Consider the following 21396-nt stretch of genomic DNA (forward strand, 5'->3'; position numbering starts at 1 on the left):
GACTAGGATCTCACGGCCCTTGAAGTCAAGACGTGACGGGCCTTCCGGAAAGAAGTAAACCCAGATGATCAAAGGAGTATTCCATGGCGTCTATCACACTTAAAGGCAACCCAGTTCAAACATCCGGTCAGATTCCTGCTAAAGGATCTGTAGCTAAAGATTTTAAATTGGTTCGTAACGATCTTTCTGAAGTAAGTCTTGCGGACTATGCTGGTAAAAAGAAAGTTCTTAATATCTTCCCAAGCATTGATACTGCAACTTGCGCAACTTCTGTACGTCACTTTAATCAGGACGCAACCAAGCTTGCTAACACAGTTGTATTGAACATCTCTATGGACCTGCCATTCGCACAAACTCGTTTTTGCGGTATCGAAGGCATCAAAAACTCTGAATCACTATCTGCTTTCCGCAGCACATTTGGTAAGGACTGGGGCTTGGATATCACGGATTCTCCTCTGAAAGGTCTTCTTTCACGAGTTGTGATCACTTTGTCTGAAGATAACAAGGTTTTGCATGCGGAACAGGTTTCTGAGATTGCTCACGAGCCGAACTACGACGCAGCTTTGTCTTCTCTTCGCTAGTATTTTTTATAAAAGCAGCGGCCTCGGTGCAGATTGAGGCCGCCTGTGATAGACCTTCGGGTCTATGAAATTCCAAACGTCTTCTCTTCGTCAGAACTCCTTTCAAGATATGAATCTGTCTCCGGTGCTTTTCGCGGCACTCGAGAAAATGTCCATCAAAAAACCCACCCCAATTCAATCCCAAGCTATTCCAGTGGTGATGAATGGTTCTGACCTGATCGGAATTGCACAGACGGGAAGTGGTAAGACCTTGGCGTACGCACTGTCAGTATTGACGGGGCTTGCGAATAAACCGAATTCCAGAGCGCTAATCCTGGCTCCCAGCCGTGAGATGGCACAACAAATCTACAAAGTGTTCTTGGATCTTTGCAAAGAAATGCCAATTTCAGTTTGCCTGGCTATTGGTGGAACCACGGGTTCCAAGCAAGCCAATCAGCTTAAGAAAAATCCTAAAATCATTATCGCAACACCGGGCCGCATGAATGATCACTTGCAAACAAATAAACTTCTTTTGAAGGATGTCGAGTATGTGGTGATCGACGAAGCGGATCGCATGCTGGATATGGGATTTGCTCCGCAGCTTAAAAATATTCAACTGACATTGCGTGGGAACCGTCAAACTTTGATGTTCTCTGCAAGCTTTGGTCATAACGTGGACATGATCGCTCAGCTTTTCTTACATCCTAAAGCCGTGATGATTCGCTCTGAACAAGCGGAGGCTCCGGTCGAAAGTTTGAAACAAAAGGTTCTGTTCCTGGATCGCGCTATGAAAAACGATCGCCTGCTGGATGAGTTGAATGCAACTCGCGGGGGAGTAATTGTATTTACGGGCAGTCAGGAAAGCTGTGAAAATGTCGGTGAGTATTTGAAGTCTTATGGCTTTGATACGGATTTGATTCACGGGGGACTTTCACAGGGTCAACGTAATCGTGTGGTGCGTGCATTCCGTGAAGGTGAAATACGTATCATGGTGGCGACAGATCTTTTGGCCCGCGGATTGGATGTGCCTCATGTTGATCACGTCGTAAACTTTGATTTACCATTTCAGGCTGAAGATTTCTTACACCGCATCGGGCGCACAGCGCGTGCCGGCCGCAATGGTGAGGCCATCACATTCGTGACGCCTTCGGATCACCGTATGTATAATAAAGTGAAGGGCTACCTTCAAGGTGCCAAAGAAGAACAATTGGATCCTTCATTTAAGTTTATTGATCGCTCTAAAAAGTTTGCTAAAAAGTCTGATGCGCGACCTGTATCTAAAAGGTCAGCTGGTAAAGGCGCACCGCCGCCGAAAAAGGGTTCCGGAAAATCTTCTGTAAATCCTTTCAAAAAGCGTAGATAATCGCTCTCATGTATCTGCTGCGCCCGTACCAACAGGAAGCGGTCCAAGCGACCCTTCAGCACTTTCGCAAAGAAAAATCACCAGCGGTGATTGTGCTGCCGACGGGTGCCGGTAAAAGTTTGGTTATTGCCGAGCTCGCACGCCTTGCCCGCGGCCGCGTTCTGGTCATGGCTCACGTCAAAGAACTCGTTGAGCAAAATCACGCAAAATATATTTCCTTTGGTCTGGAAGCGGGAATTTTCTCTGCCGGATTGGACCGCAAGGATTCTTCCCAGAAAGTTATTTTTGGAAGTATTCAGTCTATTGCTCGTGCCGAGGAAGATTTCTTTCAGGATTTTTCTTTGGTTGTTATCGACGAATGCCATCGTGTTTCGATGGAGGGCGAGACTCAGTATTTCCAGGTCGTTTCAAAGCTGCAAAAACTAAATCCTGAAATTTGTGTCCTGGGTTTGACAGCGACACCTTATCGTATGGGACTTGGCTGGATTTATCAGTATCATGTGACGAAAAAGGTGCAACAAACCACAGAAGATCGCTTTTTTAAAAAATGTATCTATGAGCTCTCAATTGGATACATGATTAAAAATAAATATCTGACACCACCTTTGAAAATTGATTCTCCGGTGGCTTGCTATGACTTTTCCAGTTTGAAACTGCATGGAACTAGTTACCTTACCGCTCAGATTGAAGCTTTATTGAAAGATCAAAAGCGGATCACCCCATTGATTATTAAAAACATCGTGGATATGTCTATGGACCGACATGGTGTGATGATTTTCACCAGCTCGGTCAATCACGCCGTGGAAATTATGAAAAGCCTGCCCCCATATGTTTCGGCTTTAGTGGTGGGAGACACGGAAATTCAAGAGCGTGACGAAATTATCGCGGAATTTAAAGAACGCAAACTTAAATACCTGGTCAATGTCTCGGTTTTAACGACGGGGTTCGATGCGCCTCACGTGGATGTTATTGCGGTCTTAAGACCCACGGAATCTGTGAGTTTGTATCAGCAGATTATTGGGCGTGGGCTGCGACTAAGTCCGGGAAAATCTGATTGTCTGGTATTGGATTATACGGGTCAGAACCATGACCTGTTTGCACCTGAAATTGACGACGACAAACCGACTTCAGGTTCCGTGATGGTGGAAGTCCCGTGTCCTGAGTGTGGAACAGTTAATAATTTCTGGGGTATCAAGAATTCCGAAGGCGAAGTGGAAGAGCACTTTGGCCGTCGCTGCAAGGGGGCCTTTCAAGATCCCATCAGCGGCGAGATCGAGGCCTGTGGATTTCGGTTCCGTTTTAAACGCTGCCCTGATTGTGGTCATGAAAATGATATCGCGGCTCGAAGCTGCGAAGGTTGTCAGGCTGTTTTAGTTGATAACGATAAAAAGCTTAAAGAGGCGATGGCATTAAAAGATGCCCACGTGCTTCGCGTAGACTCAGTTACCTACGCGAAAGGATATGATAAAAAGGGCAACGAGCGTTTGGAAGTTAAATACTATGATGTCGATGCCAAGGCTTTGACCGAATATTTCTATCTGAATTCTGCATCTGACAGTCGTGCGTTTTATTTTAACTTCACCCGTATGCACCAGCGCATGCCGGGCAAAAAGATCTTCATCAAGTCCGCGGATGAGGCTATCAAACTTAAAGATCAGTTCCGCTCTCCTATGTTTGTAATAGCCCGAAAACAAAAGAGCTTTTGGGCTATTCGCGAGAAGATATTCGAGTAAAAAGTACCCATTTGTCCTGTCTAAACTTTTGACGATCAAGGAACTTTGCCAAATGAAGGTGGCATTTTCGGCTGTTCCCTTGCGCAAACCCCCTTGCCGGAGGTATTTCTCCTCAGTCCTTCAATTTTCTTTCTGAAAGAGGTTTCTTATGAAAATGATGATCGCTGCTCTTATGCTAGTTTCTACTTCCGCACTCGCTTCTGGAATTAATGATAATAATGTTTTTATTAATAATGCATCTCATTGCGAAGGCAACAATATCGTAAACTCTAAAACGGGTGCGATTGAAAGAACTTGCTCGAATTCTAATCCTTGTATCGCTTCTCAACACATTAGAGAAACTCCGGGTCGTCAGGTTGTTACAAATGTAGCTATTTGTGATGGTGAACAAAAATAACAACTAGTAAGACGATAGCTAGACTGGTAGCCTTTTTGAGATGACCCAAGCTCAAAAGGCCTTTGGGGACCTCCTAAGAAGAGGTCCTTCTTTATTTTCTGATCTCCAGTTGCTGAACACTCAGCATTTGGCGGAAATCTATGTACTTGCGGCCTTCACTCAAACGGCCATTCCTTTTATCACGGAATCTCATTGGCTCTATCGTAAACAGAATGGCGCGGCTCCGATTCTTCCGATCTTCTTGGAATCTCTATTTGGAAAAGAACTCGCGCGCATAAGTTTTTTCCGGGCTTACCTGGAAGAAATCGAACTTAAGGGCTTTAAAGAATTAAAAGAACATCTGCATTGCTTGGAAGTTGCGCTGATTGAGTATATTCGAACTCGGCCCGCCCCTGAGCAGCGCGAGTTTTCCCGTTCTTCTTTGCTTCAGATGTCGGCTTTGTTCGCGGAAGAAGAAAGCTGGCAACCGACGGGGATTTCGCTCTATAGAACTTTCGACCGTCTGGATGAAGTTTTTGAACTTAATTACGAAGCTGATGCCGGAATGAAAATCGAGACGATTGATGGTGGGGAGCGCCTGTACGAGGGTGCGGGTGTCGGTGTGCAATCGGGATACTCCACGGTATTGACGGCGTTAAATCATCTGCAGCTTTGCGACTCTGCGCGATTTGTCGATTTGGGTTCTGGTTATGGCCGGGTTGGTTTGGTTGTGGGACTGCTTAGACCCGATATCAACTTCGTGGGATATGAATATGTACCCCACCGGGTTCATATTTCTGCAAAGACGGCTGAACGCTTTCAACTGCATGAACACGTTAAATTCGAAATTCAGGATTTGTCTTTAGCAGAGTTCTCGATTCCTGAGGCAGAGGTTTACTATCTCTATGATCCTTTTAGTGAAGAGACTTATAAATATGTCTTGGATCAGTTAATTGAAATCAGTCGCAGAAGATCCATCGTGATTGTTACTAAAGGGAATGCAAGAAAGTGGCTCTTAGATGTCGCGGCTCGAGAGAATTGGTCTCAACCAAAGCAATATGACAGCGGAAACCTGTGCGTATTCCGCACAAGATCCGCTTAAGAAGTATTAAATTTTAGTGTCTTAAGTTCAGCTCGCCGTGGTTGCCCATTTTAATGTGGCGGGAGCCAGTGGTCAGTTTCACAAACTCCAGAATCTTAGCGACGGGGTTTGAATGCCCTTCCCAGTACTCCGCCTTTTCAACATCAATTCTTAGAAGCTGTATGTTGGGATCATTAGGTCCCTGCGGAAACCATACTTCGTATGCTTTCGACCAAAGTTCGCGAACTTTATCTGGTTGGTTGTCGACCAGCTCTGCCACACCCGTGACAGAAACATACTTGCTGTGTCCCGAGTAAATAACATTCACGCGATTTTCATTATGAATGTCAGAGGCCTTTTGCGAAGCTTTGGATATGATAAACCAGAGACTGCCGTCGAAGTCCACTTCCTGAGTCATCAAGGGCGCGCTATGCAAACTGTTGCCATCGGAAACGGTCACGAGCATTGCTATTTTAATATCTTGGATTAAATCTCCTAGCTTCTTGATTTCTGGAATGGAGTTTGTTGTGTTATCTTCCATGAGGCCTCCTAGTCTTCATTAAAGATTATCGCGCGAAACTTGTGTCCTCACCAAGGTGACTTTATACACACGAATGTCAGCTGCCTGTTTCCCAGACAAAGATCGATTGTGATTTTGCACGTAAATCCAAAATATTTTCCCTTCCAAAATGGAGACGCCTAGTCTGAGGTCCTTCACTGAGGGGAAACAACATGGAAGTCGTTCGTTTTGTGAACCGAATCGTAGTCGCGTTGCTGCTGTTACCCGCCCTCGCGTGGGCACAACTGCATACGAGTGCTAAGCCAAGGCCGTCTGAGCCACTTGACTATGAGACGGTCGTTTCAAATATTTCAATCGGAGATATGCGCGCAGCTATCAAAGAAAGCTGGAAGCATGGCCTGAATCCAAAACTTTATTGGACGGATAGTCTGGAATCCAAGTATTCCAAAGGTGCAAACGTTCGCGCAGCGGCGAACCAGGCGTATCTACGAATGCTGAATCACCTTTATGGTGGAAGTGTTAATCCGCAATTTGTAGGTTATGATGTTAAGTTTGTAAAAAAAGATTTTCTAAGTCCCAAACAGCTTCGCGCGATCGTTCTTGCCACTGGCAACGATGCAAAAAGCCTGGTTGATGAGGTCGCGCCACAAAATGCTCCCTATCAATCTGTACGTCAGGGATTCGTAAAAATTTATCCAGCATGTACGGATGGAACCTGGTCGGAAATCGTTCCTGTGAATACGTCACTTAGACTGTATTCAAAAAATCCGGTGATCTCGCAAATCAAAAAGCGTCTGGCTATTTTAGGCTATAAAATGTCCAATTCCGATGACGTTTTCGACGGCGATCTATTGAATGCTATCACGGATATTCAGTGGAATTTGCGTATCAAGCCTGACGGGGAAATTTCTCCAAAAGGTAAAGTGTGGCAGTTTTTAAGTGTTCCTTGTCAGGAACGCGTACGCCAGTTGCAAGTCGATATGGAAAAAATGCGCTGGTTTCCACAATACTTTGAAGATCGCTATATCTTCGTAAATCTTGCGATGTCGTATTTTATATTAATGGATACGTCGAACCCAGATTATCACCGCGTGATGAGTTTCAGAACGGTCAATGGTCGTCCGTCGCGCAAATCGCCAACAATGCGGGATTTGATCGTTAAAGTGATTTTGAATCCATATTGGACAGTGCCACCCACGATCTTTAGTGAAGACAAAGTCAACGACTTGAAAGTCCTAACTAAAGCGCAGATTCGTGAATACTTTGATTCCCATCACTACGAAGTATGGTCAGGCGACTGGAAACGTCGTATTGATCCGACATCTATTGATTGGATGGCTTTAAGTGAAGGCCGCGTAAGTTATGATATCAGTATCCGTCAGCTGCCTCACTTGGGGAATGCGCTGGGTGTTGTGAAATTCGATTTAACCAATGGATTCTTGATTTATCTTCATGACACCAATCAACGGGAACTTTTCGATGTGCCAATGCGCCAGCTCAGCAGTGGTTGCATGCGCCTGGAAAAGCCATTTGATTTGGCAGAGTACTTACTTGAAGACACGGCTTGGGATCGCAAAACTATCGAATCGATGGTGGCCCGTCCAGGCGAAGTTTTAAGTAAGTCCACCGAGATTCCGGTTCCAAAAGCTAAGCAAACACCAGTGTACACAGCCTATCTTACTTCGATGATGAGCTCAGATGGAGTCGTGCGCTTTGTCGACGATATCTATGGTCAGAATACGGCGATCAAGACGTATCTTTCCCCGCTTTTTGTCGGAGAAGAAAGCAGTCAATACTGGGGCTTAAATTAAAAATCAAACTGAAGGATGAAAAGGGGTTTCAAATGCATTACGGTAAGATGTTACTTTTAATTCTAGCCAGCGCTCAAATGGCGAGTGCGGCTCCGACTAACCGTGCGGCGGCGGCACCTGCAAAGCCGGGAGCTTCAGAAAGCGTTTCTGATAAAGCTAAGCCGGATAAGGGCAATGGGCAATTGCCTAAGCCACCAGCTCCACCAACACAGCCGACTCAACCGCCGACTGAAAATCAGTATTCAGGTGTGGGGAAAGTTGATTCTGTGACCAGACAAACTGGCGGAGATGTCTATAGACTAGAGCTGGTTAAAGCGATTCCATTGGTTCGTATCGAACTAAAATCAAAACTGGGTCGCTCTAAAATCTATTCCGCTAGTTTAGTAACGGATAAAAACGACCGCGTTCCGTTGCGCTTGCTTACTGGAATTAACATTGATGATGGTTCCGGTGCGGTTAGCTCAGAGATCCTGAATGTTCAGACGAATATCGTAGCAATTGAAATCTTGGCTGAGGCTATGGGCGGGGAATCTTCTGTGGATATCATTGCCTACTCCACGAAGGAAGCTCCTCGGTTGGCATTGGCGAACCGAGTTCCAGAATTTTCATGCAAACGCAGCCTAGATTCGTTGTTAAAGGATAAATTGGATCCGGTCCAATTGTGGGTGGGACGTGCTGAAAGTGCCACACCAGGTTCTGTTCAGGAAAAGTTTGCTGGCAACCAATTGAAGGAGCAAGTTCGTGACTTCGTTTCTACAATTAAATCTGGTGGATCATATACGACACTGAACTATTTGATCACTTTGATTAACTTCTTTGCTGATCAATACAATAACGTTCGCGTTGGAGGTGTGTCAGAGCCTGCATATCGTGATTTGCTGCAAGCGGGTAACGATGTAATGATGATTGCGATTCAAAATGAGCTGCCATGCCGCAAATTCTCAAGCGATACATTGATCAAAATCTCAACTGATTTTGCTAAGAAACTTCAGTCTATGCCGGCGGACGCTCGTGCTCGCGGATTATATGAGAAGTTGACGACAAGAGTTCGTGACTATGCTCCGGATCAATATCGTAAAGAAATTGGTGCCGCGAATCTGTCTTTCCGTGATGCTGATAATGAAGGCATCAAGCACTACAAAAACTATATCTCGGCTAAAGACGGTGAGTTTTTGAAAGAAACAAGCAAAAGCATGAGTGCTTACGCATTCATGGTTGCGGAAAATGCTTTGAAGGTTGAAGTAAAAATGATGGACGTGGAACAACGCTATCAACTGATTGTTGAGTTCCAAGGAAAATACAACTCAAACGGGGAGTATCCACAAGCTGTTGCTGCCAGATATCTAAATATCCTGGCTGAACAGACCTTTGGCTATCGTCTCTTCCGTTAAGAGTCTGTCCAGACCACCCCGAAGCTGCGGTTGCCAAACGACCGCAGCTTTTTTATTTTATAAGTATGTCTCAAACGAAAGTAATTCCTGATCATACGGCTGTTCGAGTTGCGCTTTGGCGGGCGCTGCACGTTGAACTTGATTCAGCTCCTTCCGTGGTGGCTGATACGGTCGGTCTCAAGTTGATCGCGCCGGAAGATGGTTGGAAAAATCGTGGTGACATGCATCCGATGGGTACCCGTGGTTATCGTGCCTCGATTGTAGGTCGAGCTCGTTTATTCGAAGATATCGTTGAAGAAAAAATAAAAAATGGAGTCGATCAATACGTCATCTTAGGTGCGGGAGTGGATACCTTTGCTCAGCGCCGTCCTGATTTAGCAGCAAAGGTGAAAGTTTTTGAAATCGATCAGCCTGACACTCAAGCCTGGAAACGAGAACGTCTGGAAGAAACTGGATTCGGCATCGCTGGAAATTTGGTTTTGGTTCCGGTCGACTTTGAGTCGGGTGAATCGTGGAGAAAAAAACTTTCTCAGCACGGCTTCAATGATCAAAAGCCTGCAGTGGTCGCATCAACGGGTGTCTCTATGTATTTGACCCGTGAAACCAACAAAGCCACCATGACGGAAATTTCCAAGATGGCCCCGGGAACGACATTTGCGATGACCTTTATGCTTCCGTTAGAAATGTTGCCAGCGGAAGAGCGCCCTGGTCACGAAAGAGTCTATGCCGCTGCAAAAGCTGCGGGGACGCCGTTTATTAGCTTTTTTAAACCACCGGAGGCCGTTGCCTTGGCTTTGGAAGCAGGTTTTAAAACTGCGAAACATGTGTCCCGAGAAGAAGTCATTGAAAAGTACTTTAAAGGCCGTGCGGATGGACTTGAGCCATCCCCGGGCGAAGAGTTTTTAATTGCCACGGTTTAAACGAGGTCGCGATGGATAAGATGGAAATAGTTTTAAAGAAAATGGGAGAAGCCGATGGCAAACACTAATAAAAACATTGAGAAACTATTAGAAGCGCAAAAACGTGCCATGTCTGTTCGTCCTAAAGTTGGCGGATTTCCATATCTTGCGGAGGCTCTAAGACAAGCCGGTATTTTAAAAAATATTTGGTCATTACCCTCGTGCCAATCCGTTTATCTGATGAAAGAGGGTGGTGTGGTTCAGCAAGGAACACCTTTAGTAACAGGGACTCATTCCGTACCGAATTTTGATAAAGATGCATTGATCAAAGCCCTTCGCACAGATCAAGCAGGTAACAGCACTTTTCCGGAATTCTTGGATTCAACTTGGAAAGCTGGAGTCGTGAAATATGAAGTCGATTTTTCACGTCGTCAGGTGAATTATTGTGGAGCCAATGGTGAGTCGTATCTTGAGGAATATCCCGCTGTTGAAATCAAAGAATCCTTAGTTGGATAGGTATTCTTGCCAAAGGACTTCGATCAGTTCTTTGGCAGGCATTTTTCTGATTCTAGAAAAATTACTTCCCGCCCAGAGCGAAAGAAAGTCAGATTTTCCCATTTGAGCAGATTTGTTTCTGATGTCTCTGGTGAAGTTATTCTGAGCTGGAAAAGGCAGAATGCTTTCCTTTTTATTTTCCATTTCGCGCATAAAACGATTTTCGATTCCGCGGGCGATTCTTCCGGAGAATGCGCGAGTCAATTTGGTCGCATCAGATGGCGAATTGGTGAGGGCCTGTCGGTAGGGAGCTGAGGTTCCCGCTTCATCACACAAAAGAAATGCTGTTCCCATTTGAGCCACCTGTGCTCCTGTCGCAAGGGCCGCGCGCATATCTTGGCCATTCATGATTCCACCCGCCGCAATTACAGGAATCTTAGTGTTCTTTACGATTGATTTCGCCAGCTCCAACATTCCAATCAACGGATCTGGAGTTTCTGTCGAGAAAAGTCCTCGATGTCCTCCGGCTTCCACGCCTTGGGCCACAATCGCATCGACTCCCAAATCTTCAAGTAGCAGGGCCTCTTCCAGAGTGGTTGCGGTTCCCATGGTAAGAATCCTCTGGGATTTGCAGGCATTTATATGTTCCTTGGATATCAGACCAAATGTGAAACTAAATCCAGCCGGAGCAGCTTTTAGAACAACCTCAAATTGCTTTTCAAAGTCATAAGAAAATGGCGGTTTCAAAGATGGTGTTGAAGTTAGTTCCAGTTCTTTTCTGTAGAGTGCCAGTGCCGTCGTTGCCGCCTCAATCTGACTTTGTGAAAGAATCGGATCTGCTTGCGGTGCGAATAAGTTTACCGCAAATGGTTTTGTCGTAAGTTCTTTGGTTTTACGAATGGTTTCATGAATGTGCTCGGGAGTTTCGTAGGCACAACCCAGTGATCCCAAGATTCCCGCATTTGAAGCAGCCGCAACCAACTGAGGAGTCGAAGGGCCACCTGCCATGGGAGCTAGAATCAAAGGCTTTTCAATGCCGAGATCTTTTAAAAGATTCATGATGATTTAATTTTCTTCCTGAACGCCGTGTAAGTCATGGGATTTGTGTTTTTAGCCTTAGGACCTGAGTTGGATCGAATAAATCGCAAAAGTAGGATTGATATTTTCGGAAATGACCGCAAAACTAATTGAAGCGCGCCAAGGATGTGCACGCGTTCGGTTGGAGTTTCTATGAAGAATGTATTCTTAGGTCTATTGCTTTTGCCACCTGTCTCGGCTTTCGCAGGAAATTATAATATTGAATGCACGGCCCAAGTTTACGAATCATTTTCCGATGGAAGCTCCAGACAGAATAAAGTGCCAATGACTGTCGAAGTTGAAAATGCCGCACACATCGTATTGTCGGCGGATCTTGAAGAGCGTGCCTTTATTTTAAACGGACCGAAGGAAGGTCCGTTTCACGTTAGTATCGTCGAGGCTCCTAATTATACAAAAGGATCTGTTTCAACGGCAGATTTCTCTAAAGAGGGTCGTTTACAGCTTTCTACAGTGAATGGACCTTTGATTTACAAATTGGAATGCTTTAAAAAATAGAAAATTGTTCGCGTCCCGCGCGCAATTTTCTAGCCTGACTTCTTGGAACTTATATAGTTATCTAAAATCGCTTGTCCGTCAGCATTCAGGTGCTTTTGAAGTTCTGTGATCACTTCCCAAGGAATCAGAATTGCATCCAAACTCATCAGATAAGTCTTAAGATCCTTATCAAGATGTTCTGGTAGAGGCGGGTGAGGCTTTCCGCTTTCGATGGAACTTACCGATTGATTGATAAAGGAAACGTATTCCTTTATAATTTCCGAGAGCGGCGTAAGCAGTCGCTGATCTTTGTTTAACGCCATCCCAATTGTATCGTCAATTTTTTGCGAGTACTCCGCAAGCAACGGCCACGTTCCCGATCTGGCTTTTACGCTTAATTCCTGAATACTCTGAAGACAGCCTGAAAGGTCCAAGGCATTTTTTAGGGGAAGGAATTGCTGAATCTCTGTCAGATGTTGTTTGGCTTCAGCCGTAAAAGAATCTGATTTGGGAATTTTAGATTCATTGATGACGGAAATTCTTTTTTGTAAGTAGGAGTGGATATCGGCAGCCGTTGTCGGTTTCTTTAAAAGACCCGCGGCTCCATACGTAACAGCAGTCACCAGGCTTGAGTTTTCGTATTCGGAAGTTAAGAAAAATACGGGTAGACGGTGATAAACTGGGTGCGATTTCAAGATGCACAATAAATTGAAACCACTTTTTCCGGGCATCAGCCAATCCGTTAAAATCAGATCGAATTGTTTTCCTGAAAATAGAAGATTCAAGGCCTCGTCGACCGAACTTACCTGGGTGAGTTCGTAATTTTCTTTAAATTCTTCCATCCCACGGCTGACTGTTTTTCGTAGGATAGAGGAGTCATCTATATGAAGTACTTTTAGTGGCTTTGTTGTCACAAAGGACTTATCGAAGATTATTCGCGTAAGCTGAAGCTTTGGGCATTAAAGCGAAGTAAGGATCGGCTTATAGCTGAATTTGTTCTCGGAATGAGGCGAATATCTGAGCAGTACTTTATGTCCATCAGAGTTTCATAAGCACTGATGGACATATCAGTCATGTTAGCGAAGAGCCATTCTTTGTGCGCGCTCATAAGAAGCGCCTGTTCTAATGACTCTTTCAAACACGTACATATCGATCCGATTCTGCGCAGATAGTTCTCCAATTTCTTGGGCTCTGCTGTAAGAGGCACCTAAGCTAACGGCTTTTTCAAATGCGTTGATATCAAATTGTCCCAAAGCTGCTTTCATAGCTAATTCTTGTGCTCGTTCATAGCTAGAACCTTTTGAAATTGCTCGTTCAAAGACATTAATACTTAAGCGACCATTTGCTACTAGGATACCGATTTCCTGTGCGCGACCATATGATGCCCCACTGCGGACTGCTCTTGCGAACGCATCCATGCTAAGTTCACAGTGACTTGCTAATCTAGCCAATTCCTCGGCACGACCGTACGAGCTTCCCAAAGAAATTGCGCGTTCGTACGCGCTAAGATCCGGTGTATTTAAGTCGCAGGCATATTCTGGATAAGAGCGTTCGAGCCTGTCTCCTTGCTCGGTCTGAACAATCTCAATTGTCGTCACGGTTTTTGTAGTCGTCGTAACAACGACCGTCGTATTTGCAAAAACAGGGGTCGCAGCTAGCATAGCTAGGCCTAAAACAAGCGTCTTCATATAATTCTCCTTTAGATTTTACGTTCCGACGCTGATTTAGCACTTTCTGTGCCTCTAAAATCTGACTCCAAATTGTGTGTATTAGAGCTGGGAAGCAAGAACTTAAAGTGACCGCCGAATCAAAGCTTCGCGTAGCCCGAGAGGGTCACTTACGTGATCTAAAAGAAAACAGAGTGATGGGAGTTTTAGTAGCCGTGGCTTCTTTCAAATTGGTGGAATCTCTTGGATAAAGCCCTGATGAGGGACTGTTTATCAGATTCAGAGGCAAATGAAGTGCGGATAGAATTGAAAGCCATCTTTTTAAGTTCTGAATAAGTCACATCAGTCTGTTCGATCGCGATTTGGCATTCGTGATTGATATCGATATCGAAAATGCCTTCGTCATCAGTACTTAGGCTTACGGGCAACCCCAGACGCAGATAGTTCAAAAACGGATGTTCCGATATTTTGTCTACGTCTGAAAGACGCAAGTTGCTGGAAAGATTAATCTCAATCGGCTCGTGAATTTTCGCAGCATATTCCAATGCTACTGGATCTTTCGCAAGATTCACTCCGTGACCAAGGCGTTCTGCTCCCATAATCATGGCATCACGAGGATTGCGAACATCGCCGATTTCCCCCGAATGCATCGTGCGACGAAGTTTAGTTTCACCCTTCATATGTTTATGTAAAAGGGTTCCGTAAAGGATCTGACCTTTTTCCAAAGCCGGGTTGGTGCCTTCGTTGTCCAAAAAGTCGATACCCACAAGGTGGAGGTTCCCCGGGTAACTTAAGAGGGTTTGAAGTCCATTCTCCAAAGTATCTAAGTCACGCGTGCGGTTAAATGCGTTGTTCACGCGAATGACAAGACCGGTCTGCTGTTCTACGACGGCGATTGCTTTAAATAGATCGTCACTCGTGCTGGTTGTGAGTTCAGCGTAAAGAACTCCTTGGCGAACTGCTCTTTGCGCGAAGTCCAGCAGAACCTGCTCGTATTGCTCCCACTCGGGAAAGGCATATCCCAGGAATGAAAACACACTATTGAATCTTGGAAAAGGCTGTTTTCCCGGAGGTAGGAACAAGTAGTTAGAAAATGTCTTTTGGTCCGCGGGCGATAACGTCAGATAGTTCGCATCGGCGGGAATTTGTGACAGCCACGCACGCTCTTCGGGGAGCAGCATCGAATTGCCACCGGTGCTGTCGATATGCTTAAGAAGCTCTGCCGCTTCAATTTTCGCGTTTACATCTGCCAGTAACTTCGCGGCAAGAGCACGATCTAATGTTCCACCCGGATGGATGTGTAACATAGCTCCCTTGGGAATTTTCTCGCAGAACTGTTTAGCAGTTTTTTTAGCGCGAATACGATCCAGATTGATGATGGAATCAAGCTTAGCTTTATCTTTTGCGATTTGAATGCGACGAGCTTGGATATTTTTTAAGTCAGAAAGATCTTGCGGAGTAAAAGCATAGTCCTCCGGAAGTTGAAGGATTTTCTCCCAAGCTTCACGAGAGATCGCACGTTGAGCGGCGGGGATATCAGTTTTTTGAACTTGCTCTAGCAATAATGCCCGAGCCTGGTCATAGCGTTTCCACTGTTCGGTCAGTTTTTCCTGAAGAGTCGGGGCTGCAACGGCAGATACCGTAGTAATGAACAAGAATAACGCCAAGACAGCCTGAAATCTCATGAACACCCCCGAGTGGTAATCAGCTACCACAAGGCCTTTTGGGGATTCAACATAAAAGGGTGTAATTCACATTTAAACTAAATATGAATAGACGAAATCTTTTGATAAAGCTTTAGGCCAATCCACGCGTCAGTTGCTGCGTACAGAATCTGCTTATGAGTCAGTTCGTTGGCTTCCCAGTTCGTCGTCTTGGGGCCTTTGGTGATTGTTCCCTCCAGAACTTCCTCGGTCATGCTCTTTAGCCCAAAGTTATTCAGATTCTTGGCTTTTGCCAGCGTCTGCAGTTCCACGAAACCATCAGGAACAAATTGAAAACGTTTGTTCAGATTTTTGATGTCGTCTCTGATCGCAACTCCGGCTTTGATGACGTTGGGATTCTCGAAAATATTCTTGATCAATTCGAAATTTCTAATGTGTTTAAGGCGAATGACGTAGGCGTCGGTTTCTGTCGCCAGTTGTAGCAAGGTAACCTGATATACTTCACCTTTTTTAAACGCAGGACGAGTTTCGGTGTCAAAGCCCAACTCATTCGCGGACTCCAGCGCACTGGCCACGGCTTGAAGCTCGTGATCGGTGTTGATAAGATGAATCTTTCCAGTGAAAGATAGAATTTTGAATGCCGGTTGAGTCATATTTATTTCTTTATCAATTCTTTGATGTTTTCTAAAGGCCGGCCCACGACAGCTTTGCCTTTTCCCTGAAGAACAGGCCGTTCCATCAAGTGGGGTTTTTCAGAAAGTCGCAGTGCTACTTCCTCTGCTGAATTTACGTCAAATGGAGCAGCGGTAAATTCCACATCTTTCGTTCGCACCAGCGCTGAAAGTGGGCCTGTCATTTGTGCGATCAATTCACGGAGTTCATCACGGGAAGGTGGGTATTTGATATATTCCACCGTTTTAAAGTCGACGGCTTCAGTTTCAAGGAAAGCCAAGGCTTCGCGACTCTTACTGCAATTGGGATTGTGATAGAACTTCCATGATGACATACGTTTTTTCTATACCGGAAGGTGGGGAATGGCAAAGGCATAGTGGTTAGAAACCTTGCGCCTGTTTTCTAAATGGTTATGATTGAATGTGGAGGCCTGATGAGAAAGTTAATCTTGAGAATATCCGTGTCCATTGATGGCTATATCGAATCATCAGATAGCAAAATCGATTTTGGAAAGACCAGAAGCCCCGAAGGAGCTGCCTGGTTGGCGGAAAAGATTGAAAATATCGGTGCTCATCTGTTGGGAAGAAAAGCCTTTACTCAGTTGGGCTCCTTTTGGCCCACAGCTCCCGGAGTCGTGGCGAAACACATGAATGAAATCCCTAAGATCACATTTTCCCGAAACGGCTTCGACCCTTCTCAGGTTGTGAGCGCAAAATCTTGGTCAGATGCAAAGGTGATCACTGGTGACTTGGTTAAGGGAATCACAAACCTAAAGAAGGAATCTGGGAGAGACCTTCTAGCGCACGGTGGAGTAGAGTTTGCACAAAATTTGGTTCAAACTGGTTTAGTTGATGAATTCTGGATTGCTACTCATCCCCTTGCAGCAGGAGGAGGTTCGGCCTTGTTTGCCAAGCTGGAGAAGCCTCTATATCTGAAATTGATCGAATCGAAAGTATTCAGTACTGGTGCGATGATGAACGTTTATCGTCCAGAATAGAGAGCGAAAAAAGCCTCCCAGAAATCTCTAGGAGGCTTTTGTTTTTTACATAGCTTTCAAATAGTAGCCAGTGTCTTTAGAAGTCATCGTGTTTGATTTCTTCATCTTCATGTAGCGGTTGAAATCTTTAGTGTACGCTTTTTTGAAGTTTGTTTCGTGCTTGTTAAACATTTTATCCAACCAAGTGTAGTAGCAAGTGTACATGTGGTTGGATAGGAAGTTGCAATACCATGCAAATGGCATGTTTGCAGAGAAATTGAACTTTTTAGAGAAAGCCATGATCTCTTTGTTGAACATGCTCCACCATTGTGTTGCTTCTGTTTTGTGAACGAAGTTACCTACCCAGTAAGTACGGTTACCTTGTTTAAAACCAACTTCCCAACCATTACCTACAGCTTTAAAATAAGATTTGAAAGTGTAAGGACCGTATTGGTACGTTTTCATTTTCATTGTTGTCTTTGTGTTCATCATGTTGCCTTCCTTCTTTGTTTGGCGTTTGAAGCAGCATTCATCTTGCGCACAATTTCTTTCTCACTAAACAAAATTTTAAGTTTGCGTGGGTGTTGAAGGAAAAACTGGTCAGTGGTCTCAATGTTTCCAACGAGCGTTCTGTAGCAATTGTTGGGTTATTGGTGGTTTGTTAACGAATGAAGTCGGAACATCATGTGTGCTCATTTTGTAAAATGGATTCACCGAACATCAAATGACGGGAGGAATAAGATGTGCAAAACAATAAAACAAAAGGTTCATTTCAAGGCTGTACCTGAGGTGATCTACAGCTTGCTCACTGATTCCAAAAAGTATGCAGCCTTAACCGGAAAAAAAGCCAACATCGGAAAGAAGGCAGGAGCTTCATTTTCAGTTTATGGTGGGCAAGCAACAGGAATCATCGTGGAGCTCGTTCGCAATAAAAGAATTGTCCAAGCATGGCAAGGGCACAGCTTCCCTGATGGAATATTCTCGATGGCAACATTCAATTTGAAGCCATCCAAGACCGGCACCGAACTTGTGCTGATTCACCGAGGCGTACCGAAGGAAATGATCCCCGCAATTGAAAACGGATGGCGCAAGTACAACTGGGATCCGATAAAGATTTATTTGGAAAAGCAGAAATAAGAAAAAATGGCGGACAGGGAGAGATTCGAACTCTCGGTAGGCTTTTGACCTACACACGCGTTCCAGGCGTGCGCCTTCAGCCACTCGGCCACCTGTCCATCGGGAACGATCTGAAGAGGAGCTAACATAACAATTGCCCTCAGGGAAATCAAGGACGTGGTTTATGAATATCTGGGTGATATTCGGCTCTTGATTTGATGCGTTAACATTTGGATTCATCCAAAACCTAGCCCCAGGTCGAGTCATCAAAAGTCCTCTGATTGCCGAATAATATTAATCACTTCGGAGGATTTTACATGAATAAATTGGTCATGATTGCCACAGCAGCGGTGATGGGATTGATCTCGGCTTGTACAAGCAGCTCAACCAAACCAATGGAACCTCAATCATATCGTAATCCTGCCAGTACGGGGGAGTTGATCACGGGCAGCCAGAAAGTTTTGGCTGATATCAATAACTCGCAGATTTTTAATCCGCAAACTTGTGTGACGTTCGTGAACAACGTGACGGATTACCTTTACTATTTGCCGGCAGATCACTTCGTTCCAAAATCTTCCACTGAACAACAGAGTCTTCGCAAATATGGCCCCGAAGTTTTAGATACGATTTTCCAAATTCGCATTTCATTGCACGAAAAACTTCAAGAGTTCGATATTCGCAGTGAGCTTAGCAAGGACTGCGCAACAAAAGCGCGTGAAGGATTTCAATACGCACGCTTTGCCGAAGAGTATCTGCTGGATTGGTTGTATGCACAGAAAGTTTATAACTTTAAAGCAGCTCCGATACTGACTAATCAAAAACCCAGCACTTGGACGAATCCAAAATTTGAAGGTTTTGAATTGCAAGCGGGTGACGTCATGATCATTCGCGGGAAGTCCTATGTTTCTGCGATGATCGCGCGTATCGCGGACGAAGAAGGAAACTTTTCGCATTTGGCTGTCGTGGGTGAAGATAAAGCCGGCAAGAAGTATGTGGTCGAAGCCCTTATTCAATACGGAACGATTGTGACTCCGCTAGAGAAATGGCGCCAGTCTGCAGATGCTCGCGTGGCATTGTTCCGTCATCCTGATCAGACACTGGCTAAACAAGCGTCTCGCTATATTTATGACTATGCTCAAGGTGCATTGGATAAAGGCCAAGGCATCAAGTATGACTTCTCGATGAATGATGACGACTATTCGACGATGTTTTGTTCGGAAGTTGTCAGAATGGCCTATGATAAAGCATCTAATGGTCAGGTGATCATTCCAAAATTCCGTAGCACCGTTAGCAAATTCAAAGGCAATGCTTATCCACGTTCTTTGGGTGTGACGAAAACTTCATTGTTCGCACCATATGACGTGGAAGTGGATCCCCGTTTTGATTTCGTGGCAGAGTTCAGGCATATGCCACTTCTTCGTCAGGTGCGTATGCAGGACGCGGTTTTACAAAGCGTTTATGGTTGGATGATCACAAAGGGATATAATTTCCACTGGGAGCCAAAGCACGCGGGCAAAGCTTATCTTGCGAAAATGGTCCGACAGTTCGGTATTGCCAAAGACACTCTTCCGAAATACATGCCCGTCGAGAGCATCAAAACAAACGTGCAGTTCGAAGTCGTGGCCAGTGCTTTGGAAAAGAATATTTATGCTAAGGAAGCTGAGTTCTATAAAAAGAACGGCTATCTTCCTTCATTCCAGGACCTATTGATTATCAATGAAGCTTATCGCCGTAAGGACTGTATGGATGACAAGGCTCTCCACATCCCTGGTTTCGGTGGTTCACAGTTCCACTGGTTCTTTTACGACGATAACCACAAGTGCGATTAAAGAAACAACTGATCGAGCTGCTTAAAGTACCAATCCTGAAGAGATTTTCTTAAAGGAAGGGAGTTAAGCATCTCGGTTTTGTTTTGCACATTTCCCGTGCGCGCCGAGAGATCTTTTTCGGAGCAGTATTTGATCCATTCGTCTGTGGCTTCCGGATGAAATTGAGTGGCCACGATATTTTTGCCAACTCGATATGCCTGATTCTTACAAAAATCATTCGTGGCGAAAAGTTCAGCACTTTTTGGTAAATCAAAAGTGCAAAGGTGAGATTGAAATACCTGCAAGGTTTCACCGCTCGACATTTTCACCGGCACGAATCCGGATTCCCAGCCCGCCGGGTGAACAAAGACTCTTTCTCCCAATACATCTGCAAGGAGTTGTGCGCCCAAGCACAATCCAAAAACCTTCTGGTCGTTTTGAACCAGGTTTTTAATGAATGCCTTTTCCGTCTGCAGCCACGGGAATTTATCCTCTTCAAAAGCATTCGCCGTTCCGCCACAAATCACAACGCCCAAATATGGTTTAAAATCCGGAGCCGGCGTTCCGTCAGCAGGATGCCAATACTCCACCTGAATGCTATTCTTTTTCGCCCACTCAAGTGTCGAGCCAGGAGGAACCGATTGCTGATGTTGGATGATTAAAAGCTTTTGCATGTTTAAAAATGCTATCTAATCATTTTCCTATTGTCCATCGAGCAGAGACTTGTCAGTATTTAGGCATGAAAACTATTACGCGTTCTCTTAAAGCTTTGGTGTTCTTGTGTGTACTCTTGAATAGTGGCCTTGCGTTAGCGGAAGGCATGGGTAAGTTGGGGCTCTTGTATATGAGCTCTTCTTCCGAGGATTCAGGAGCTGAAAGTAAATCGACTCGTACTCTGTACGATGTGGCTCTTTACTATAAATTCCAAGGTTCCCCTTGGGTGTTGGGTGGACTTTACCAGAATGACGCGCAGGCATCAGATTCAACCACGGTGAATCGCACGTCGTACGGTGTAAGTGGCGGCTATATGACTCGCAAAGAAAGTGGCGGATACCTTTTAGCGACATATTTCGTTTCTTCGACTTACGGAGACTACAAAGAGGGTTCTGGCTTCCAGATCGACTTCGGTTATAAAGTTCCCACTAAAATCCCGTTGGCATTTCAGCTTAGTTACAAAAGCTATGATTATTCCAAATACAATCATAAAGACACCAAGCTTGATCCTTATTTCGTAGTGATCGCGGATTTCTAATGCAAAAGCACATCGGAAGCTGTCATTGCGGTGAAGTAAAATACGAGGCGACCGGTAACTTTACAGAAGTTATCAGCTGCAACTGTTCAATGTGCCGAAGAAAAGGCACATTGCTGGCATTTGTTCCTGTTGAGAATTTCAAAATGCTTTCTGGAGCTGAAAAGCTGGTCGACTATCAATTCGGCAAAAAACAAATTCATCATACCTTTTGCGGTGAGTGTGGCGTGACTCCATTTGCCCATGGCACTGCACCCAACGGTGCTAAAATGGTTGCGATCAACGTACGCTGTTTGGAAGACGTTGATCTGGATAATCTGAAGATCACTAAAGTGGACGGAAAATCATTCCCTATCTAGTCACTGAAAGATAAACAAGACCTCGAAATGACTTATATCAAAGCCAGCTCTCTAATCTTGAAATACAGGGGGAGGGTGTTTGAA

24 protein-coding genes and 1 tRNA gene are annotated in these 21396 nt (G+C 44.8%); 15 read left to right on the forward strand and 10 right to left on the reverse strand.

The genetic code is table 11. The annotated features are described in order from the left end of the window. The first annotated feature begins 83 nt into the window (after positions 1-83). From tpx to DOM22_RS01480, 5 genes are all read left to right on the forward strand, one after another. Positions 84-581, forward strand: coding sequence for a thiol peroxidase (tpx, locus tag DOM22_RS01460; protein WP_142698686.1), 498 nt, complete (start codon positions 84-86; stop codon positions 579-581). Between the two features lie 64 nt (positions 582-645). Continuing rightward, on the forward strand, positions 646-1923 hold the full coding sequence (locus tag DOM22_RS01465) for a DEAD/DEAH box helicase (RefSeq protein ID WP_142698687.1): 1278 nt from the start codon (positions 646-648) through the stop codon (positions 1921-1923). Positions 1924-1931: 8 nt separating this feature from the next. Continuing rightward, the gene (locus DOM22_RS01470) at positions 1932-3656 is read left to right on the forward strand and encodes a DEAD/DEAH box helicase (RefSeq protein ID WP_142698688.1); all 1725 of its coding nucleotides are present in this window, start codon (positions 1932-1934) and stop codon (positions 3654-3656) included. Positions 3657-3804: 148 nt separating this feature from the next. Further along, positions 3805-4053: a hypothetical protein gene (locus DOM22_RS01475; RefSeq protein ID WP_142698689.1), complete on the forward strand. Its 249-nt coding sequence runs from the start codon at positions 3805-3807 to the stop codon at positions 4051-4053. 40 nt (positions 4054-4093) lie between these two features. Continuing rightward, positions 4094-5134, forward strand: coding sequence for an SAM-dependent methyltransferase (locus tag DOM22_RS01480; protein WP_142698690.1), 1041 nt, complete (start codon positions 4094-4096; stop codon positions 5132-5134). A gap of 13 nt (positions 5135-5147) precedes the next feature. Here DOM22_RS01480 and DOM22_RS01485 read toward each other — a convergent pair whose 3' ends face one another. After that, a complete protein-coding gene (locus DOM22_RS01485; protein WP_142698691.1) occupies positions 5148-5654 on the reverse strand; it encodes a pyridoxamine 5'-phosphate oxidase family protein in 507 nt (168 codons plus the stop codon). 191 nt (positions 5655-5845) lie between these two features. Here DOM22_RS01485 and DOM22_RS01490 point away from each other — a divergent pair, with 191 nt between their 5' ends. From DOM22_RS01490 to DOM22_RS01505, 4 genes are all read left to right on the forward strand, one after another. Continuing rightward, entirely contained in the window at positions 5846-7444 is a 1599-nt protein-coding gene (locus tag DOM22_RS01490; protein ID WP_142698692.1) for a murein L,D-transpeptidase, read from the forward strand. Between the two features lie 32 nt (positions 7445-7476). Then, positions 7477-8835, forward strand: a complete 1359-nt coding sequence (locus tag DOM22_RS01495; protein WP_246845798.1) for a beta-sandwich domain-containing protein — start codon at positions 7477-7479, stop codon at positions 8833-8835. 65 nt (positions 8836-8900) lie between these two features. After that, positions 8901-9755 (forward strand): class I SAM-dependent methyltransferase, encoded by an 855-nt coding sequence (locus DOM22_RS01500; RefSeq protein ID WP_142698694.1) that lies wholly within the window; start codon positions 8901-8903, stop codon positions 9753-9755. Between the two features lie 54 nt (positions 9756-9809). Further along, complete coding sequence (locus DOM22_RS01505) at positions 9810-10250, forward strand: DUF1398 domain-containing protein (RefSeq protein WP_142698695.1); 441 nt, start codon at positions 9810-9812, stop codon at positions 10248-10250. On the opposite strand, the gene DOM22_RS01510 is transcribed toward DOM22_RS01505, so the two are convergent. Next, positions 10239-11288, reverse strand: coding sequence for a nitronate monooxygenase family protein (locus DOM22_RS01510; RefSeq protein WP_142698696.1), 1050 nt, complete (start codon positions 11286-11288; stop codon positions 10239-10241). The genes DOM22_RS01505 and DOM22_RS01510 overlap by 12 nt on opposite strands. Before the next feature lie 171 nt (positions 11289-11459). Here DOM22_RS01510 and DOM22_RS01515 point away from each other — a divergent pair, with 171 nt between their 5' ends. Further along, positions 11460-11822 carry a hypothetical protein gene (locus DOM22_RS01515; RefSeq protein ID WP_142698697.1) on the forward strand — a complete coding sequence of 121 codons (363 nt, stop codon included), beginning with the start codon at positions 11460-11462 and terminating at the stop codon, positions 11820-11822. 29 nt (positions 11823-11851) lie between these two features. Here the strand turns inward: DOM22_RS01515 and DOM22_RS01520 are convergent, their stop codons facing one another. From DOM22_RS01520 to DOM22_RS01540, 5 genes are all read right to left on the reverse strand, one after another. Beyond that, the gene (locus DOM22_RS01520; RefSeq protein WP_168196525.1) at positions 11852-12715 is read right to left on the reverse strand and encodes a PleD family two-component system response regulator; all 864 of its coding nucleotides are present in this window, start codon (positions 12713-12715) and stop codon (positions 11852-11854) included. Between the two features lie 162 nt (positions 12716-12877). Beyond that, on the reverse strand, positions 12878-13489 hold the full coding sequence (locus tag DOM22_RS01525) for a hypothetical protein (RefSeq protein WP_142698699.1): 612 nt from the start codon (positions 13487-13489) through the stop codon (positions 12878-12880). Between the two features lie 185 nt (positions 13490-13674). After that, the gene (locus DOM22_RS01530; RefSeq protein WP_142698700.1) at positions 13675-15153 is read right to left on the reverse strand and encodes a hypothetical protein; all 1479 of its coding nucleotides are present in this window, start codon (positions 15151-15153) and stop codon (positions 13675-13677) included. A 77-nt stretch (positions 15154-15230) separates the two neighbouring features. After that, positions 15231-15785 (reverse strand): 3'-5' exonuclease, encoded by a 555-nt coding sequence (locus DOM22_RS01535; protein ID WP_142698701.1) that lies wholly within the window; start codon positions 15783-15785, stop codon positions 15231-15233. A 2-nt stretch (positions 15786-15787) separates the two neighbouring features. Then, a complete protein-coding gene (locus tag DOM22_RS01540) occupies positions 15788-16138 on the reverse strand; it encodes an ArsC/Spx/MgsR family protein (RefSeq protein ID WP_142698702.1) in 351 nt (116 codons plus the stop codon). Positions 16139-16237: 99 nt separating this feature from the next. Here DOM22_RS01540 and DOM22_RS01545 point away from each other — a divergent pair, with 99 nt between their 5' ends. After that, positions 16238-16801 carry a dihydrofolate reductase family protein gene (locus DOM22_RS01545; protein WP_168196526.1) on the forward strand — a complete coding sequence of 188 codons (564 nt, stop codon included), beginning with the start codon at positions 16238-16240 and terminating at the stop codon, positions 16799-16801. 45 nt (positions 16802-16846) lie between these two features. On the opposite strand, the gene DOM22_RS01550 is transcribed toward DOM22_RS01545, so the two are convergent. Further along, positions 16847-17272, reverse strand: coding sequence for a hypothetical protein (locus tag DOM22_RS01550; RefSeq protein WP_142698704.1), 426 nt, complete (start codon positions 17270-17272; stop codon positions 16847-16849). A 249-nt stretch (positions 17273-17521) separates the two neighbouring features. On the opposite strand from DOM22_RS01550, the gene DOM22_RS01555 reads away from it, so the two are divergent. Next, entirely contained in the window at positions 17522-17917 is a 396-nt protein-coding gene (locus DOM22_RS01555) for an SRPBCC domain-containing protein (RefSeq protein WP_142698705.1), read from the forward strand. Between the two features lie 7 nt (positions 17918-17924). On the opposite strand, the gene DOM22_RS01560 is transcribed toward DOM22_RS01555, so the two are convergent. Further along, positions 17925-18015 (reverse strand) — tRNA-Ser (locus DOM22_RS01560). Between the two features lie 198 nt (positions 18016-18213). Between DOM22_RS01560 and DOM22_RS01565 the strand changes: the two genes are divergently transcribed. Beyond that, positions 18214-19725 carry a YiiX/YebB-like N1pC/P60 family cysteine hydrolase gene (locus tag DOM22_RS01565; protein ID WP_142698706.1) on the forward strand — a complete coding sequence of 504 codons (1512 nt, stop codon included), beginning with the start codon at positions 18214-18216 and terminating at the stop codon, positions 19723-19725. On the opposite strand, the gene DOM22_RS01570 is transcribed toward DOM22_RS01565, so the two are convergent. Then, positions 19722-20378 carry a type 1 glutamine amidotransferase gene (locus DOM22_RS01570; RefSeq protein ID WP_142698707.1) on the reverse strand — a complete coding sequence of 219 codons (657 nt, stop codon included), beginning with the start codon at positions 20376-20378 and terminating at the stop codon, positions 19722-19724. The two genes, DOM22_RS01565 and DOM22_RS01570, sit on opposite strands and share 4 nt — an antisense overlap. A gap of 65 nt (positions 20379-20443) precedes the next feature. Here DOM22_RS01570 and DOM22_RS01575 point away from each other — a divergent pair, with 65 nt between their 5' ends. Beyond that, positions 20444-20956: a hypothetical protein gene (locus tag DOM22_RS01575; protein ID WP_142698708.1), complete on the forward strand. Its 513-nt coding sequence runs from the start codon at positions 20444-20446 to the stop codon at positions 20954-20956. Next, positions 20956-21312, forward strand: coding sequence for a GFA family protein (locus DOM22_RS01580; RefSeq protein ID WP_142698709.1), 357 nt, complete (start codon positions 20956-20958; stop codon positions 21310-21312). The genes DOM22_RS01575 and DOM22_RS01580 overlap by 1 nt, the downstream gene beginning before the upstream one ends. Positions 21313-21396: the final 84 nt, after the last annotated feature.

Origin of the sequence: Bdellovibrio sp. ZAP7 (genome assembly GCF_006874645.1) — a bacterium.
In the GTDB taxonomy this organism is placed as follows: domain Bacteria; phylum Bdellovibrionota; class Bdellovibrionia; order Bdellovibrionales; family Bdellovibrionaceae; genus Bdellovibrio.

Coding starts and splice junctions, on each gene's coding strand:
- DOM22_RS01490 (WP_142698692.1), top strand. CDS start 5,846: ATGGAAGTCGTTCGTTTTGTGAACCGAATCGTAGTCGCGTTGCTGCTG.
- DOM22_RS01475 (WP_142698689.1), top strand. CDS start 3,805: ATGAAAATGATGATCGCTGCTCTTATGCTAGTTTCTACTTCCGCACTC.
- DOM22_RS01540 (WP_142698702.1), bottom strand. CDS start 16,138: ATGTCATCATGGAAGTTCTATCACAATCCCAATTGCAGTAAGAGTCGC.
- DOM22_RS01555 (WP_142698705.1), top strand. CDS start 17,522: ATGTGCAAAACAATAAAACAAAAGGTTCATTTCAAGGCTGTACCTGAG.
- DOM22_RS01570 (WP_142698707.1), bottom strand. CDS start 20,378: ATGCAAAAGCTTTTAATCATCCAACATCAGCAATCGGTTCCTCCTGGC.
- DOM22_RS01500 (WP_142698694.1), top strand. CDS start 8,901: ATGTCTCAAACGAAAGTAATTCCTGATCATACGGCTGTTCGAGTTGCG.
- DOM22_RS01470 (WP_142698688.1), top strand. CDS start 1,932: ATGTATCTGCTGCGCCCGTACCAACAGGAAGCGGTCCAAGCGACCCTT.
- DOM22_RS01580 (WP_142698709.1), top strand. CDS start 20,956: ATGCAAAAGCACATCGGAAGCTGTCATTGCGGTGAAGTAAAATACGAG.
- DOM22_RS01535 (WP_142698701.1), bottom strand. CDS start 15,785: ATGACTCAACCGGCATTCAAAATTCTATCTTTCACTGGAAAGATTCAT.
- DOM22_RS01510 (WP_142698696.1), bottom strand. CDS start 11,288: ATGAATCTTTTAAAAGATCTCGGCATTGAAAAGCCTTTGATTCTAGCT.
- DOM22_RS01465 (WP_142698687.1), top strand. CDS start 646: ATGAAATTCCAAACGTCTTCTCTTCGTCAGAACTCCTTTCAAGATATG.
- DOM22_RS01565 (WP_142698706.1), top strand. CDS start 18,214: ATGAATAAATTGGTCATGATTGCCACAGCAGCGGTGATGGGATTGATC.
- DOM22_RS01530 (WP_142698700.1), bottom strand. CDS start 15,153: ATGAGATTTCAGGCTGTCTTGGCGTTATTCTTGTTCATTACTACGGTA.
- DOM22_RS01495 (WP_246845798.1), top strand. CDS start 7,477: ATGCATTACGGTAAGATGTTACTTTTAATTCTAGCCAGCGCTCAAATG.
- DOM22_RS01545 (WP_168196526.1), top strand. CDS start 16,238: ATGAGAAAGTTAATCTTGAGAATATCCGTGTCCATTGATGGCTATATC.
- DOM22_RS01480 (WP_142698690.1), top strand. CDS start 4,094: ATGACCCAAGCTCAAAAGGCCTTTGGGGACCTCCTAAGAAGAGGTCCT.
- DOM22_RS01485 (WP_142698691.1), bottom strand. CDS start 5,654: ATGGAAGATAACACAACAAACTCCATTCCAGAAATCAAGAAGCTAGGA.
- tpx (WP_142698686.1), top strand. CDS start 84: ATGGCGTCTATCACACTTAAAGGCAACCCAGTTCAAACATCCGGTCAG.
- DOM22_RS01515 (WP_142698697.1), top strand. CDS start 11,460: ATGAAGAATGTATTCTTAGGTCTATTGCTTTTGCCACCTGTCTCGGCT.
- DOM22_RS01525 (WP_142698699.1), bottom strand. CDS start 13,489: ATGAAGACGCTTGTTTTAGGCCTAGCTATGCTAGCTGCGACCCCTGTT.
- DOM22_RS01550 (WP_142698704.1), bottom strand. CDS start 17,272: ATGATGAACACAAAGACAACAATGAAAATGAAAACGTACCAATACGGT.
- DOM22_RS01505 (WP_142698695.1), top strand. CDS start 9,810: ATGGCAAACACTAATAAAAACATTGAGAAACTATTAGAAGCGCAAAAA.
- DOM22_RS01575 (WP_142698708.1), top strand. CDS start 20,444: ATGAAAACTATTACGCGTTCTCTTAAAGCTTTGGTGTTCTTGTGTGTA.